Genomic DNA, 13,310 nt, shown 5'->3' on the forward strand with positions numbered 1-13,310 from the left:
TCCAACGAGTTGCTCTGCCGTTGCCGATGATCCCGATCGTGATTGAGGATTCGGGCCGGGGTGAGCGCGCCTTTGATATCTATTCCAGGCTCCTGCGCGAGCGCATCATCTTCCTGGGAGAGCCCGTGACCGCTGAATCAGCCAATCGGGTGGTAGCCCAGCTGCTTTTCCTGGAGGCTGAAGATCCTGAGAAAGATATCTTTCTCTACATCAATTCCCCCGGTGGTTCCGTCTACGACGGCCTTGGCATCTTCGACACGATGCAGCACATCAAGCCTGACGTGCAGACGGTCTGTGTGGGGCTGGCCGCCAGCATGGGCGCCTTCCTGCTCACCGCGGGGGCGAAGGGCAAGCGCAGCAGCCTGCTCCATTCCCGGATCATGATTCACCAGCCCCTGGGCGGGGCCCGTGGTCAGGCGAGCGACATCCGCATCCAGGCGGATGAAATTCTCTTTCTTAAAGACAAGCTCAACCGGGAGCTCTCGGAGCGCACCGGCCAACCACTGGAGCGCATCCAGCTGGACACTGACCGCGATTTCTTCATGTCACCGTCCGAAGCGGTGAGTTATGGACTGATCGACAAGGTGATCGAGAAACGTCCAGTCCGCCCGGTCTGACAGCAGCAGCGCGCCGTCAATCATCCAATCGCTTGAATCGAGGATTGGCGATCGACAATAAATAACCCAGTCTTGAAACAAGGCTGGGTACTTTATTCTGATTACTCCTTACCTGGAATCTCCAGGCCATTCTTGCTGACCTTCAGGTCCTTCCAGAGCATGCGGATTTCGTCGTAGGCCTGATCCTGATCCAGCTTGCCATTGCTCTGAAGGCCGACAATCAGGCCAACACGATCGGCGAAACGCTCAAGATTCTGGTGAAAGGCCAGCCGCTGGGGGCTCCAGTCGTCGCCGTGGTAGGCGCTGAACGACTCCATCGGAGAGCGGGTGTTCATCAAGAGCTGGACGCTTGGCTACAACTTATATTAAACTGTGAATGAAGCCCTATAGAGCAAGGTTCGGTTAAGAACCTAGTCCCATAGGGCTCCTCCAGCTGGGGGCTCACTCGGATTGGTCAGGCCGCTGGCAGCAGCGGTGAGAAACGGTCCTTCTCAGGAATGGGTGTGAACTCGGCCACCACGGCACGGAACTCATCGCCATTGAGAGTTTCCTTCTCGATCAGCATCTCGACGAGGCGGTCCATGCAGTCACGGTGGCTGGCCACCAGGGTCTGGGTGTCGCGGTAGCAGAGATCAACGATGCTGCGCACCTGCTCGTCGATGCGGCGGGAGATCGAATCGGAGACATCGCTGCGGGTCATCAGGTCGCGACCGAGGAACACCTCCTGATTGCCGGACTCCAGAGACATCGGACCGAGATCGCTCATGCCGAAGCGGGTCACCATCTGGCGGGCCATGCTGGCCACCTGCTGGATGTCACCGCCTGCACCGGTGGTGACCTCGGAGTGGCCGAAGACCACGTCCTCCGCCACCCTGCCGCCGAGAGCTCCCATGATGCGGGCCTTGAGCTGGGAGCGGCTCACCAGCATCTGCTCCTCATCGGGGGCGAACCAGGTGAGGCCCTGGGCCTGGCCGCGGGGGACAAGAGTGACCTTCTGAACGGGGTCATGGTCCTTCACCAGGGTGCCCACCAGGGCATGGCCCACCTCGTGATAGGCGATCAGGCGCTTGCTGCGCCCGTCGGTGAGGGGTTTGCCCTCCATGCCGGCGATCACCCGATCAACGGCGTCATCGATCTCGGCAAGGGTGGTGGCCTCCTTGCGGCGGCGGGCTGTGAGGATAGCCGCCTCGTTCAGCAGGTTGGCCAGGTCGGCGCCGGTGAATCCGGGGGTGCGGCGGGCCACGGCCTCGAGCGACACGTCTTCGGCGAGTTTCTTGTCGCGGGAGTGGACCTTGAGGATTGAGAGCCGTCCCTTGATGTCGGGGGCATCGACGCTCACCTGGCGATCGAAACGGCCCGGACGCATCAAGGCTGAATCGAGCACGTCGGGGCGGTTGGTGGCGGCGATGATGATGATGCCGCTGTTGCCCTCGAAGCCGTCCATCTCAGTGAGCAGCTGGTTGAGGGTCTGCTCCCGCTCGTCGTTGCCGCCGCCGATGCCGGCCCCGCGTTGACGGCCGACCGCGTCGATCTCATCGATGAAGATCAGGCAGGGGCTGTTTTCCTTGGCCCTCTTGAACAGATCGCGCACCCGGCTGGCGCCGACGCCTACGAACATCTCCACAAACTCCGAGCCGGAGAGGGAGAAGAAGGGCACTCCAGCCTCGCCGGCGATGGCCTTGGCCAGCAGGGTCTTGCCGGTGCCGGGGGGGCCCACCAGCAGCACGCCCCTTGGGATCTTGGCGCCCACGGACGTGAAGCGCTCTGGCTGCTTCAGGAAGGTGACCACCTCCTCGAGGTCTTCCTTGGCCTCCTCGACGCCGGCCACGTCATCGAACATCACACCGGTTTCAGCCTCCATGGCGAAACGGGCCTTGGTCTTGCCGAACTGCATTGCCTGGCCGGGGCCGCCGGGCATCGATGAGGAGCGGCGGGCCAGGAAAATCAGGGAGCCGATCAGCAACAGGGGGAAAAGCAGGTTCCCCAGGATCCCCAGGGCCGGGGGGGTGCTACGGGGGGGGTGGATGTCGAAGCTGATGCCCTGGGTCTTGAGGGTGTTGATCAGCTCCGGTGCCAGGCCGGGCAGGTCAACGCGCAGGCGCTGGACGCGGTTGTCGAGATCCGGGTCGACGGCTTCGATCACGGCGGTGCGGCCTCCATCGAAGATGTCGACGGCGGTGACGCGGCCGGCCTCGACGTAGTCGAGGAAGCGGCCATAGCTCATGCGTGCCACTGCGGCGTTGCGTGGGGCCACTGTGTCGGTGCGACCCTCAGGGGTGAATCGGCTTGCGCCTCCATTCCCCAGCACCTGCCAGCCGAGGAACAGGGCCACTCCGATCGGGAGCAGCCAGAGAGCGAACAGACGCCAGCGCTGATTCATGGCTGAGGGGAATTTTTAACAAGTGTAAAGCGCGCCACCCTCAGCCGAGAGCTTTCGGCCGCAGCGCCACTGACTTCAGCTTGTCATGCTTGCCCCAGCCGCCGGGCCTTGCTGACAGAGCTTCAGCGAATGGTCAGCCAGGCCGGATCGTCGCTGCCCTCGCTGCCATCGAGATCCGGTGCCTCGATCAACAGATCGGCGCTCGGCAGGGTTTCCAGCAGTTCAGGCCCGCCGAGGCCGTGGGTCCAGATTTCCAGCTCCGCCCCCTTGGGGGCCTGGAAGCTCAGCAGTTCAAACGGGAAAATGACCCGTTCCAGGTAGAACTCACCAGGCCCGCAGGACCGCAGAATCACCATACGGTCGCTGGTATTGCGATAGCCGCAGGAGTGCAGAGCCAAGGGAAGAGTTTCAACGGGGTTGATCTACTAAGCCACCATCCATCCGGGGCTTTGGTCACAGACGGCACTATTCCGTTTTCTTAAGGTTTTCTTGATCCTTTCGGGGTACGCCGCGAGGTGTCGCAGGATACGTGGCCCCTCGCCTTCAGAGGCTGCGCAGGGCCACGATCGGATCCAGCCGTGAGGCCCGGCGGGCCGGCACCACCCCGAAGAACAGGCCGATCGACCCCGAGAGGCCCACGGTGAAGAGCACGCTGCCGCTGTCGATTGAGGCCGGCAGGGGGGTGAAACGGCTCACCGCCATCACCGTGCCCAGGCCCACGGCGCTGCCGATCAGGCCGCCGAGGCTGGCGAGCACCAACGATTCCACCAGAAACTGCAGCAACACATCACCGCTGCGGGCCCCCACCGCCTTGCGCAGGCCAATCTCCTGGGTGCGCTCGCTCACCGACACCAGCATGATGTTCATGATGCCGATGCCGCCCACCAGCAGCGACACGCCGCCGATCGCCCCCAGCATCAGGGTCAGGCCGCCGGTGATCGTGCCCACGATTGAGAGGGCGTCCTGCTGGGAGCGCACGGCGAAATCGTCCTCCCGCAGGATGCGGTGGCGCTGGCGCAGCAGGTTGGTGATCTGAAATTTGGCGGCGCTGGTGCTGGCCTCGTCGCGGGCCTCGGCGCTGATGAAGGTGAGCACCACCCCGTAGGTGGGGTCACGGCCGCTCAGCTTGCTCACCATGGTCGAGAGCGGGATGTAGGCGGCCTCGTCCTGGTTGGTGCCGAAGGCGGCGCCTTTGGCGGCCGTCACGCCGATCACCTCAAACGACTGATCGCGAATGCGCAGGGACTGGCCGATGGCGGAGCCCGAGGGCAGCAGCTTCTGCTTGAGGTCCGGGCCGATCACAGCCACATTGCGGGCCCCCTTGATGTCGTCGTCGCTGAAGAAGCGCCCCTGGGCGATCTCGAAGCGCCGCACCGGCAGAAACTCCGGCGTGATGCCCGAAACCGAGGCGTTGGAGCTATTGCCCCCCGACTGAACCACAGCGTTGATCGTGATCTGGGGGGCGACCCGACGCACACTCGGCACCTGCTCAAGGATCGCCTCGGCGTCCTCCAGCACCAGGGTGCGCGGATTTTCGATCCCCTGGCGGCGGGTGTCGTTGTTGCCGGGCACCACGAAGAGCACGTTGGCCCCCAGGGTGTTCAGCTGACCTTCCGCCAGGTTCTGGGCCCCCTTGCCCACCCCCACCAGGGTGATCACCGAGGCATTGCCGATCACGATGCCCAGCATGGTCAGCAGGCTGCGCAGCCGGTTGGCCTTGAGGGTGTTGAGGGCCATCCCGACGGTCTCCGCCAGGGGCAGTTTCGAGGCCATGGCCGCCAGCAGCGTTCAGAGCCGCATCATGGCCAGCGGCAGCGGCAGCTGGCGTGAGCCTCAGAGGATGGTTTCGCTGCGATCGGCCTGGGTGTGGTTGCGGGCGCCGCGGTGCACCACCCCCTCCCGCACCTCCAGGGTCACGAATTCACCCAGGCGCAGATCCGAGGTGGCATTGGCCACACCCACGATCACCGGCACCCCCAGCCGCTGGGCAATCACGGCGGCATGGCTGTCGCAGCCGTCCTCCTCAGCGATCACCCCTCGGGCCTTGCGGATGGCATCGAGGTAGCCAGCATTGGTATCGCGCACCACCAGGATCTCGCCGCTCTCCAGCCGCGCCGCCTCCTCGGCGGTGGTGGCCACCCGCACCCGGCCGCTGACCGAGCCGTTGCCGATGCCCAGACCTCGGCCCAGCACGGCGGAGACAATGCCCACCTTGACCAGATCGGTGGAGCCGCTCACTCCCGAGAGGGTGCCGGCGGTCTGAACCACCAGATCGCCCTCCTTGAGCAGTCCCCTCTCCTGGGCCACGCCCATGGCCAGGGTGAAGGTGCTGGTGGTGGAGGCCTGATGGCCGATCAGCAGGGGGTTCACCCCCCAGACCAGCTGCAACTGGCGGGCCACCTTCACCTCGCTGGTGATGGCCAGGATCGTGGTGGAGGGGCGGAACTTGCTGACGTTGCGCGCCGTGGCCCCGCTCTTGGTGAGGGGAAGGATGGCGGCGGCCTGGAGCTGACGGGCGATCGTGCTCACCGCCTGGCTGATGGCGTTGGGGATGGTGGAGGCCATGTGACTGTCCACGACCCGGCGCGGGTAGTCGCGCTCGATGCGGCGGGCGATGCGGGCCATGGTTTCCACCGCCTCCACCGGGTAATCACCCACGGCGGTTTCGTTGGAGAGCATCACCGCGTCGGTGCCATCGAGGATGGCGTTGGCCACATCGCTCACCTCGGCCCGAGTGGGGCGCGGGCAGCTGGCCATGCTGTCGAGCATCTGGGTGGCCGTGATGATCGGGATGCCCAGGGTGTTGGCCTTGCGGATCAGCTCCTTCTGCAGCAGCGGCACCTCCTCGGCCGGCATCTCCACCCCCAGGTCGCCCCGGGCCACCATCACGCCATCGCAGAGGGGAAGGATGGCGTCGATCTGATCGATCGCCTCGAACTTCTCGATCTTGGCGATCACCGGGGTGTTGTATCCCTGGCTGCTGATCAGCTCGCGGATCTCCAGCATGTCGGAGGGGTTGCGCACAAAGCTGAGGGCCACCCAGTCGACCTCCTGCTGGAGGCCGAAGCTGAGGTCTTCCCGATCCTTGGTGGTGAGCGCCCGGATCGAGAGCTGCACGTCGGGGAAGTTCACCCCCTTGTTGTTGGAGAGCACCCCACCCACCACCACGGTGCAGTGCAGGGTGCGCTCGGGGATGTCGACAGACTCGACCACCATTTCCACCCGCCCGTCATCGAGCAGGATGCGGCTGCCGGCGGTCACCTCATCGGCGAGGCGGTCGTAGGTGATCGTGGCGATCGACTGGTCGCAGCTCACCGGCCGGGAGGTGAGGGCGAAGGGATCGCCGTTGGCCAGGGTGATCGGGCCGCCTTCGAAGCGCCCCAGGCGGATCTTCGGACCCTGGAGATCCTGGAGGATGCCCACGTGGATACCCAGCTCGTGGGCCACCTGACGGATCGTGGCGATCCGGGCGGCGTGTTCGGAGTGGTCCCCGTGGGAGAAATTGAGGCGGAACGTGGTGGCCCCGGCCTGGATCAGCTCCCGCAGGCGCTGGGGAGACTCCGTGGCTGGACCGATCGTTGCCACGATCTTGGTGCGACGCGACAGATCGGGCTGGGCCATCGGAAAGCCGAAGGATCAGGCGGAAACTACCATCCGGTCCCGCCCCTCCCCTGCCGCCGATGGTGCTGAACCGATGGATCTGAACGACTACCAGCTCCAGGCTCGCTCCACCGCCCGCTACCCGCAGGTGGGCGCCAATCCCATCTATCCCACCCTCGGTCTCTGCGGTGAAGCCGGTGAGGTGGCCGACAAGGTGAAGAAGGTCTTGCGCGACCGCGGCGGCGTGTTCGAGCCCGAGCTGGTGGACGACCTGGCCCTGGAACTGGGTGATGTGCTCTGGTATGTGTCGCAGCTGGCCAGTGAACTGGGGCTGACGCTCGACGCTGTGGCCCGCTTGAACCTGGCGAAACTGGCGGGACGGGCCAGCCGCCAGACCCTTGGGGGGAGCGGTGATCACCGCTAGGGGTGCTGCTGCTGCTGAGACCCGCACGCGGCTCGCCAGACTGGGTCCAGATGAGCCCACCCGAGCCAGCCCTCAGCAGCCCGAACCACCCGGAGAATCGTTTGAAGCCCAGATCCCCGTTCGCCCAAATCGCTCCCCCCTTGGGAGCTCTGCCCAAAGGCCTCGCCCTGCTGCTGGCCCTGCTGGTGCTGCTGGCCCCCGCAGCGCCGGTCTGGGCCCTGGATCTGGCCGTGACCGACATCACCGTGGAGCCCTGCCCGGCCACTGATCCGGGAGCCCAGCCGGAGTTGAAGCGCCCGAGCGGGGCCAGTTGTTACGCCCTGCGCGGCACGGTGAGCAACCCCCGCTCCCAGCCGGTGATCGACACGGATCTCTTCGCCGTGATCAGCGACCGCAGCGGGGAACCGGTGCTGCAGAACCGCACCAGGGTGGGCTCTATCGGTGATGTTCCCCCTGGCGAGTCGAGTTTCGCCCTGCGCCTGGCGGTGCCGGCCGGAACCCCCGGGCCGCTGGTGGTCAGCCATGCCAAGGCCAGGGGATTCAAGGCACCGGTGCGGGTGCGGGCCGGTGCCGACGATGAGCTGCTGCCCTTGGAACAGGCGCTGCTCGATCCGCTCTGAGCGGCGTGGCCCGGCGCTTCAGTAGCTGATGCCGCCCATCAGCGATCCGCTCAGGTTTCCCAGTAGACCCTGAACCAGGCTGAGGGTGATGAAGGCGATGATCGCCGAGAGGTCGAGACCGCCCAGGGGCGGGATCAGACTGCGAAAGGCATTGAGGTAGGGGTCGGTGATCGAGCTCACCGTGCTCAGTACCGGGTTACTCCAGTCGAGGTTGGGGAACCAGCTCAGCAGCACCCGCACCAGCAGCACCAGGCTATAGATGCTGAGGGTCTGGGCCAGCACAGCCAGGATCTGACTCAGGATCATCATGGGCAAGGCCTGAAGCAATTCGACACTGACTCTATGCAGCTGGGTTGCCCGTCACCTGGGTGACGGCGAAGGTGCGGTGGAACTTGTCGCTGAGGCTGATCCAGAAGGAGCGGCCATCGCTCTGGCGCCGCCGCTCGATGAAGTCCTGGGCCAGCAGCTCCTTGATGTGGTCGTAGGCGCCGGATCCGCGCAGCTCCACCAGATCCGACTGCAGGATGCGCCGCTTCAGAGCCACCGTCGCCAGGGTGCGCAGGGTGGCGGTGGAGAGGTCCACCGGCAGCAGCGTCTGCACCAGATCGGCGTGGTTGTCACGCAGCTGCAGGCTGAAGCGTGGCCCGTCCTGGCGGATCTCCAGGGCCGTGTCCCGGTGGGCGTAGTCGGCCATCAGGGTGATCAGGGCCAGTTCCACGGCGTCGCGCTCGATCGGCTCACTCAGGCCAGCTGAGGCGATCTCGGCCAGCTCGCCCAGGCTGAGGGGGAGGCCCTTGAGGTACAGGATGGCCTCAAGCCGGGCCGGAAGGGATAAAGAAGCGCTGGACATGCTCCCAGCCGGCCCATCGTTGGCCGCACCGTACCGCAGCTGAACAGAGCAGTCTCAGGCCAGGGCCGGCACCGGCTGGCTGGCGGGGCCGAGGAACAGCCGGTAGGCCGGGTTTAAGGTCTCATCCCAGTGGCGGTAGCCCAGGCCGGAGAGGAAAAGCTCCCAGGCGCCGGATTCCTGCTCCTCCACCTGAACGCCCACCACGATGCGGCCCACGTCGGCCCCCTGGTTGCGGTAGTGAAAAATGCTGATCGTCCAGCTGGGGTGCAGGGCGTTGACGAAGGCCATCAGCGCGCCCGGCCGCTCGGGAAACTCGAAGCGGTAGAGCAGCTCCCGCGGTGCGGGGCAGCCGGCATGGCAGGCGGCTTCGGGCAGACGGCCACCCACCATGTGGCGCAGGTGCAGCTTGGCCAGCTCGTTGCCGCTCAGATCAAGGCAGGGGAAGCCGCCGGCGCCCAGCTGGCTGATCAGGGCTTCGGTGTCGCGGTGCCCTTCGATCTGGACCCCCAGGAAAATGTGGGCCAGACGGTGGTCGGCCATCCGGTAGCTGAATTCAGTCAGGCTGCGGGGGGCCAGGAGTTCGCAGAGCTGGCGCAGGCTGCCCGGACGCTCGGGAATCTCCACCGCCAGCATCGCTTCGCGTTCCTCCCCCAGCTCGGCCCGCTCGGCCACGAAGCGCAGGCGATCGAAATTCATGTTGGCGCCGCAGGCCACGGCCACCAGGGTGCGCTGCTTCAGGCCCCGTCGCTGCACGTCGGCCTTCATGCCAGCTACGGCCAGGGCCCCCGCCGGCTCGAGGATCGAGCGGGTGTCCTCGAACACGTCCTTGATGGCGGCGCAGATCTCATCGGTGTCCACCGTGACCATGGCATCGACGTAGCGCTGGGCCAGGGCAAAGGTGTGCTCCCCTACCTGGCGCACGGCCACCCCATCGGCGAACAGTCCCACCTCGTCCAGGCTCACCCGCCGGCCCGCCGCCAGGGAGCGGGTCATGGCATCGGCATCCACCGGCTCCACACCGATCACTTCCACCTGGGGCCAGACGTTCTTGATGAAGGCGGCGATGCCGGCGATCAGCCCGCCGCCGCCTACGGCCACATAGATCGCATCGGGGGGAGCAGAGCACTGGCGCAGGATCTCCAGGCCCACGGTGCCCTGACCGGCGATCACCTCCGGATCGTCGAAGGGATGGATGAAGGTGAGGCCCAGCTCCTGCTCCAGGCTTCTGGCCCGCTGGCAGGCCTCGTCGTAGGTGTCTCCGTGCAGCAACACCTCGGCGCCGCGGGCGGCCACGGCCCGCACCTTCACCGCCGGGGTGGTGAGCGGCATCACGATCAGGGCGTGACAGCCCAGCTTCTCGGCCGCCAGGGCCACCCCCTGGGCATGGTTTCCGGCGCTGGCGGCGATCACCCCACGCTTGAGTTCAGCCGGGTTGAGCTGGGCCATGCGGTTGTAGGCCCCGCGCAGCTTGAAGGAGAACACCGGCTGGAGGTCCTCTCGTTTGAGCAGAACGGTGTTGCCGAGCCGCCGCGACAGGTTGGGGGCCTGATCGAGCGGCGACTCGATCGCCACGTCGTAGACCCGCGCCCGCAGGATGCGCTGCAGTATGTCGTCCATGGCTCCAGTGTGCCGGGCCGAAGAGCAGCTGGCCTCAGGAAAGGTGACCGTTGCCCCCACTCCCCCGAAGGCAGGCCGTAGATTGAGTTCTCAGAACTGATCAGGGTATGCATCTCAGCGAGCTGAGCCATCCCAACCAGCTGCATGGCCTCAGCATCGGCGAGCTTGAAGCCATAGCTCGTCAGATTCGTGAGAAGCATCTGGAGGTGGTGTCCACCAGCGGCGGTCACCTCGGACCGGGGCTGGGTGTGGTGGAACTCACCCTGGCCCTCTACCAGACCCTCGACCTGGAGACGGACCGGGTGGTCTGGGATGTGGGCCACCAGGCCTATCCCCACAAGCTGATCACGGGGCGTTACCACCGGTTCCACACCCTGCGCCAGCAGGGCGGGGTGGCCGGCTACCTCAAGCGCAGCGAGTGCCGCTTCGACCACTTCGGCGCCGGTCACGCCTCCACGAGCATTTCGGCGGCACTGGGCATGGCCCTGGCCCGCGACCGCCGCGGCGACGACTACAAGTGTGTGGCGGTGATCGGCGATGGCGCCCTCACCGGTGGCATGGCGCTGGAGGCGATCAACCACGCCGGTCACCTCCCCAGGACTCCCCTGCTGGTGGTGCTGAACGACAACGACATGTCGATCTCAGCTCCGGTGGGCGCCCTCTCCACCTATCTCAACCGCATGCGCTTGAGCCCGCCACTGCAGTTCCTCTCCGGCAGCGCCGAGGAGGCCTTCAAGCACCTGCCCTTCATGCACGGCGAACTGCCGCCCGAGCTGGAGCGGCTGAAGGAGAGCATGCGCCGGCTGGCGGTGCCCAAGGTGGGCGCCGTGTTTGAGGAGCTGGGATTCACCTACATGGGTCCGATCGACGGCCACGACATCGCCGAGATGGTGCGCACCTTCAGTGCCGCCCACCGCTGCGAAGGTCCGGTGCTGGTGCATGTGGCCACCATCAAGGGCAAGGGATACCCCTACGCCGAAGCCGATCAGGTGGCGTACCACGCCCAGTCCGCCTTCGACCTCAAGACCGGCAAGGGCTTCCCCTCCGGCAAACCGAAACCGCCCAGCTACAGCAAGGTCTTCGGTCAGACCCTGGTGCGCATCTGTGAGCAGGACCCCACCGTGGTGGGCATCACGGCGGCCATGGCCACCGGCACCGGCCTTGATCTGCTCGAGAAGGCCCTGCCCAAGCAGTACTTCGATGTGGGCATCGCCGAGCAGCATGCCGTCACCATGGCGGCGGGCATGGCCACCGCCGGACTCAAGCCGGTGGTGGCGATCTACAGCACCTTCCTCCAGCGGGCCTTCGACCAGCTCATCCACGACGTGGGCATCCAGAAGCTGCCGGTGACGTTCGTGCTCGATCGCGCCGGCATCGTCGGGGCCGATGGCCCCACTCACCAGGGCCAGTACGACATCAGCTACCTGCGCGCCGTGCCCAACTTCACGGTGATGGCGCCCAAGGATGAGGCGGAGCTGCAGCGGATGCTGGTCACCTCCATCGGCCACAACGGCCCCTGCGCCATCCGCATCCCCCGCGGCGAAGGCGAAGGGGTGCCACTGATGGAGGAGGGCTGGGAACCTCTGGAGATCGGCCATGGCGAGCAGCTGGCCGATGGCGATGATCTGCTGATCGTGGCCTACGGGGCCATGGTGGCTCCGGCCATGGCCACCGCCGGGCTGCTGCAGGAAAAGGGCATCAGGGCCGCGGTGGTGAACGCCCGTTTCCTGCGTCCCCTCGATGAAAGCCTGATCCTGCCTCTGGCCCGGCGCATCGGTCGGGTGGTGACGATGGAGGAAGGCGCCCTGGCCGGAGGCTTCGGCGCAGCGGTGGTCGAATCCTTCAACGACCACGACGTGATGGTGCCCGTGTATCGCATCGGCATCCCCGACCAGCTGGTGGACCATGCCAGCCCGGATCAGAGCAAGGTTGCTCTCCGGCTCACCCCGCCCCAGATGGCCGAGGGCATTCTGCAGCGCTTCGCCCTGCTGGGGATCCCACGCCAGCCGCTCACTGTCTGAGCGCTCAGCTCAGGCTGGGAGGCCTGTCTGAGCGCTCAGCACAAAATGCGGGTGGGGAGCCCGCCTTTTGCTTCGCTTGTGAAGGGCTGGTGCGTGACGGAAGCTCTGGGCTTCAGAGCACGCCGCGGGACGCCAGGCCCTGGATGGCGCCGATGCCGAAGATGTGCCCCAGGCTGGTGGTGGCCAGCAGGGAGGCGTGGCTGAAGCCGCCGAAGAAACGGTCGTTGGGGAGCTTGGCGCCCTCGGCGGGGTACTTGATGGTGGCTTTGCCGATGCCAATAGCGATCACATTGCACACGATCATCACCAACGCCACCTTCGGCGACCAGGTCAGCGAGGCGGGCGCCATGGCGAGAAGAGGAGCGATCATGGTGGATCAAAAACTGACGCCCCATCCTGCGGGGGAACCGCTGGCGGATCACCGGCGCTTAAGACTTGTTCACTGCCCGGGCCTGTGGCCTGGGCTTCAGGATCGGCTGGCTGCTGGCCTCTGACCGCGAGGTTGTCAGCGCCGTTGTCAGTTCGGCTGTCAGTGCGGCTGAAGCCCCAGAGCACCATCAGGTTGGCCACCGTGAGGAAGACCTCCGCTCCCCCATGCAGGGGATCCACATCGGCCAGCTGCAGCCCGAAGCGCTGCTCCGCCACGACGGCGGCGGCAATGGTGACCGCCACGAACACCAGGGTGAACTGGAAGCCACGCAGGGCAAGGGGCGGGAAGCGCTTGCTGGCTGCCGCCCAGCGCAGGAAGGCCAGATAGGGCAGCAGCGAGAGGACGAACAGGGGGCTTGGATCCACCGCCGCCAGGGCCCCGAGGCCAAGGACCGTCATGACTGGATCCTCTCGGGTAGCAGCGTCCAGGCCGCCGCTGCCAGAGCCACATTGCCCAGCAAGGTGGTGCCGGCCTGAAACACCACCAGTCCCTGAAGCTCGATGGGGTTGTCGAAGAGGTGCCAGGTGCAGGCCGCCATGGCGCTCACCAGGGCTGGCAGCATCGCCAGGGCCAGCCAGCGCCACTGGGGTTCGGCGCGGCGCTCACCCCAGCGCATCACGGCCGCCATGGCCAGCATCCACTCCAGGACCGAGGCCACATGGATCCACCAGGTGGGCAGTGAAAGGGCATGCATGGCGCCCGGCACCCAGGTGGACCAGCAATGTACGGAAACCAGGGCTCAGGTGGAGAG

Annotated in this window: 15 protein-coding genes; 4 read left to right on the forward strand and 11 right to left on the reverse strand. The window is 66.1% G+C overall.

The features are described 5' to 3' along the window. Positions 1–26 precede the first annotated feature (26 nt). A complete protein-coding gene (gene clpP, locus KBY67_RS07215; protein ID WP_255110250.1) occupies positions 27–617 on the forward strand; it encodes an ATP-dependent Clp endopeptidase proteolytic subunit ClpP in 591 nt (196 codons plus the stop codon). A 101-nt stretch (positions 618–718) separates the two neighbouring features. Here clpP and KBY67_RS07220 read toward each other — a convergent pair whose 3' ends face one another. The 5 genes from KBY67_RS07220 to pyk form a co-directional block, all read right to left on the reverse strand. Further along, positions 719–952, reverse strand: a complete 234-nt coding sequence (locus KBY67_RS07220; RefSeq protein WP_255110252.1) for a hypothetical protein — start codon at positions 950–952, stop codon at positions 719–721. Between the two features lie 119 nt (positions 953–1,071). Continuing rightward, the gene (ftsH, locus tag KBY67_RS07225; RefSeq protein ID WP_255110254.1) at positions 1,072–2,997 is read right to left on the reverse strand and encodes an ATP-dependent zinc metalloprotease FtsH; all 1,926 of its coding nucleotides are present in this window, start codon (positions 2,995–2,997) and stop codon (positions 1,072–1,074) included. Between the two features lie 122 nt (positions 2,998–3,119). Beyond that, complete coding sequence (locus tag KBY67_RS07230; protein WP_255110256.1) at positions 3,120–3,395, reverse strand: DUF1830 domain-containing protein; 276 nt, start codon at positions 3,393–3,395, stop codon at positions 3,120–3,122. Between the two features lie 145 nt (positions 3,396–3,540). After that, the gene (locus KBY67_RS07235; protein ID WP_255110258.1) at positions 3,541–4,770 is read right to left on the reverse strand and encodes an ABC transporter permease; all 1,230 of its coding nucleotides are present in this window, start codon (positions 4,768–4,770) and stop codon (positions 3,541–3,543) included. A gap of 60 nt (positions 4,771–4,830) precedes the next feature. After that, positions 4,831–6,618: a pyruvate kinase gene (pyk, locus tag KBY67_RS07240; RefSeq protein ID WP_255110260.1), complete on the reverse strand. Its 1,788-nt coding sequence runs from the start codon at positions 6,616–6,618 to the stop codon at positions 4,831–4,833. Positions 6,619–6,691: 73 nt separating this feature from the next. On the opposite strand from pyk, the gene KBY67_RS07245 reads away from it, so the two are divergent. Further along, on the forward strand, positions 6,692–7,021 hold the full coding sequence (locus KBY67_RS07245; protein WP_255110261.1) for a nucleoside triphosphate pyrophosphohydrolase family protein: 330 nt from the start codon (positions 6,692–6,694) through the stop codon (positions 7,019–7,021). A gap of 149 nt (positions 7,022–7,170) precedes the next feature. Then, positions 7,171–7,641, forward strand: coding sequence for a hypothetical protein (locus KBY67_RS07250; RefSeq protein ID WP_255110314.1), 471 nt, complete (start codon positions 7,171–7,173; stop codon positions 7,639–7,641). An 18-nt stretch (positions 7,642–7,659) separates the two neighbouring features. On the opposite strand, the gene KBY67_RS07255 is transcribed toward KBY67_RS07250, so the two are convergent. The 3 genes from KBY67_RS07255 to ilvA are packed head-to-tail and all read right to left on the reverse strand — an operon-like array spanning position 7,660 to position 10,108. After that, complete coding sequence (locus KBY67_RS07255; protein WP_255110316.1) at positions 7,660–7,950, reverse strand: YggT family protein; 291 nt, start codon at positions 7,948–7,950, stop codon at positions 7,660–7,662. Between the two features lie 31 nt (positions 7,951–7,981). After that, on the reverse strand, positions 7,982–8,491 hold the full coding sequence (gene scpB / locus KBY67_RS07260) for an SMC-Scp complex subunit ScpB (protein ID WP_255110263.1): 510 nt from the start codon (positions 8,489–8,491) through the stop codon (positions 7,982–7,984). A gap of 54 nt (positions 8,492–8,545) precedes the next feature. Continuing rightward, complete coding sequence (gene ilvA, locus KBY67_RS07265) at positions 8,546–10,108, reverse strand: threonine ammonia-lyase, biosynthetic (RefSeq protein ID WP_255110265.1); 1,563 nt, start codon at positions 10,106–10,108, stop codon at positions 8,546–8,548. A 107-nt stretch (positions 10,109–10,215) separates the two neighbouring features. On the opposite strand from ilvA, the gene dxs reads away from it, so the two are divergent. Continuing rightward, complete coding sequence (dxs, locus tag KBY67_RS07270; protein WP_255110267.1) at positions 10,216–12,129, forward strand: 1-deoxy-D-xylulose-5-phosphate synthase; 1,914 nt, start codon at positions 10,216–10,218, stop codon at positions 12,127–12,129. Between the two features lie 112 nt (positions 12,130–12,241). Here dxs and psaK read toward each other — a convergent pair whose 3' ends face one another. The 3 genes from psaK to KBY67_RS07285 are packed head-to-tail and all read right to left on the reverse strand — an operon-like array spanning position 12,242 to position 13,253. Further along, complete coding sequence (gene psaK, locus KBY67_RS07275; RefSeq protein WP_255110269.1) at positions 12,242–12,499, reverse strand: photosystem I reaction center subunit PsaK; 258 nt, start codon at positions 12,497–12,499, stop codon at positions 12,242–12,244. Further along, complete coding sequence (locus KBY67_RS14925) at positions 12,496–12,957, reverse strand: DUF3593 domain-containing protein (RefSeq protein WP_399214103.1); 462 nt, start codon at positions 12,955–12,957, stop codon at positions 12,496–12,498. Before KBY67_RS14925 ends, psaK begins: the two co-directional genes overlap by 4 nt. Next, positions 12,954–13,253, reverse strand: a complete 300-nt coding sequence (locus KBY67_RS07285) for a DUF2499 domain-containing protein (RefSeq protein ID WP_255110271.1) — start codon at positions 13,251–13,253, stop codon at positions 12,954–12,956. Before KBY67_RS07285 ends, KBY67_RS14925 begins: the two co-directional genes overlap by 4 nt. Positions 13,254–13,310 lie beyond the last annotated feature (57 nt).

Origin of the sequence: Synechococcus sp. RedBA-s, assembly GCF_024345495.1 — a bacterium.
Lineage (GTDB): Bacteria > Cyanobacteriota > Cyanobacteriia > PCC-6307 > Cyanobiaceae > Regnicoccus_A.

Bases quoted from the DNA above. Each gene is read 5' to 3' on its own strand.
- KBY67_RS07220 (WP_255110252.1), bottom strand. From the start codon at position 952: ATGAACACCCGCTCTCCGATGGAGTCGTTCAGCGCCTACCACGGCGAC.
- clpP (WP_255110250.1), top strand. From the start codon at position 27: ATGATCCCGATCGTGATTGAGGATTCGGGCCGGGGTGAGCGCGCCTTT.
- ftsH (WP_255110254.1), bottom strand. From the start codon at position 2,997: ATGAATCAGCGCTGGCGTCTGTTCGCTCTCTGGCTGCTCCCGATCGGA.
- dxs (WP_255110267.1), top strand. From the start codon at position 10,216: ATGCATCTCAGCGAGCTGAGCCATCCCAACCAGCTGCATGGCCTCAGC.
- KBY67_RS07255 (WP_255110316.1), bottom strand. From the start codon at position 7,950: ATGATGATCCTGAGTCAGATCCTGGCTGTGCTGGCCCAGACCCTCAGC.
- scpB (WP_255110263.1), bottom strand. From the start codon at position 8,491: ATGTCCAGCGCTTCTTTATCCCTTCCGGCCCGGCTTGAGGCCATCCTG.
- KBY67_RS14925 (WP_399214103.1), bottom strand. From the start codon at position 12,957: ATGACGGTCCTTGGCCTCGGGGCCCTGGCGGCGGTGGATCCAAGCCCC.
- KBY67_RS07245 (WP_255110261.1), top strand. From the start codon at position 6,692: ATGGATCTGAACGACTACCAGCTCCAGGCTCGCTCCACCGCCCGCTAC.
- KBY67_RS07235 (WP_255110258.1), bottom strand. From the start codon at position 4,770: ATGGCCTCGAAACTGCCCCTGGCGGAGACCGTCGGGATGGCCCTCAAC.
- ilvA (WP_255110265.1), bottom strand. From the start codon at position 10,108: ATGGACGACATACTGCAGCGCATCCTGCGGGCGCGGGTCTACGACGTG.
- psaK (WP_255110269.1), bottom strand. From the start codon at position 12,499: ATGATCGCTCCTCTTCTCGCCATGGCGCCCGCCTCGCTGACCTGGTCG.
- pyk (WP_255110260.1), bottom strand. From the start codon at position 6,618: ATGGCCCAGCCCGATCTGTCGCGTCGCACCAAGATCGTGGCAACGATC.
- KBY67_RS07285 (WP_255110271.1), bottom strand. From the start codon at position 13,253: ATGCATGCCCTTTCACTGCCCACCTGGTGGATCCATGTGGCCTCGGTC.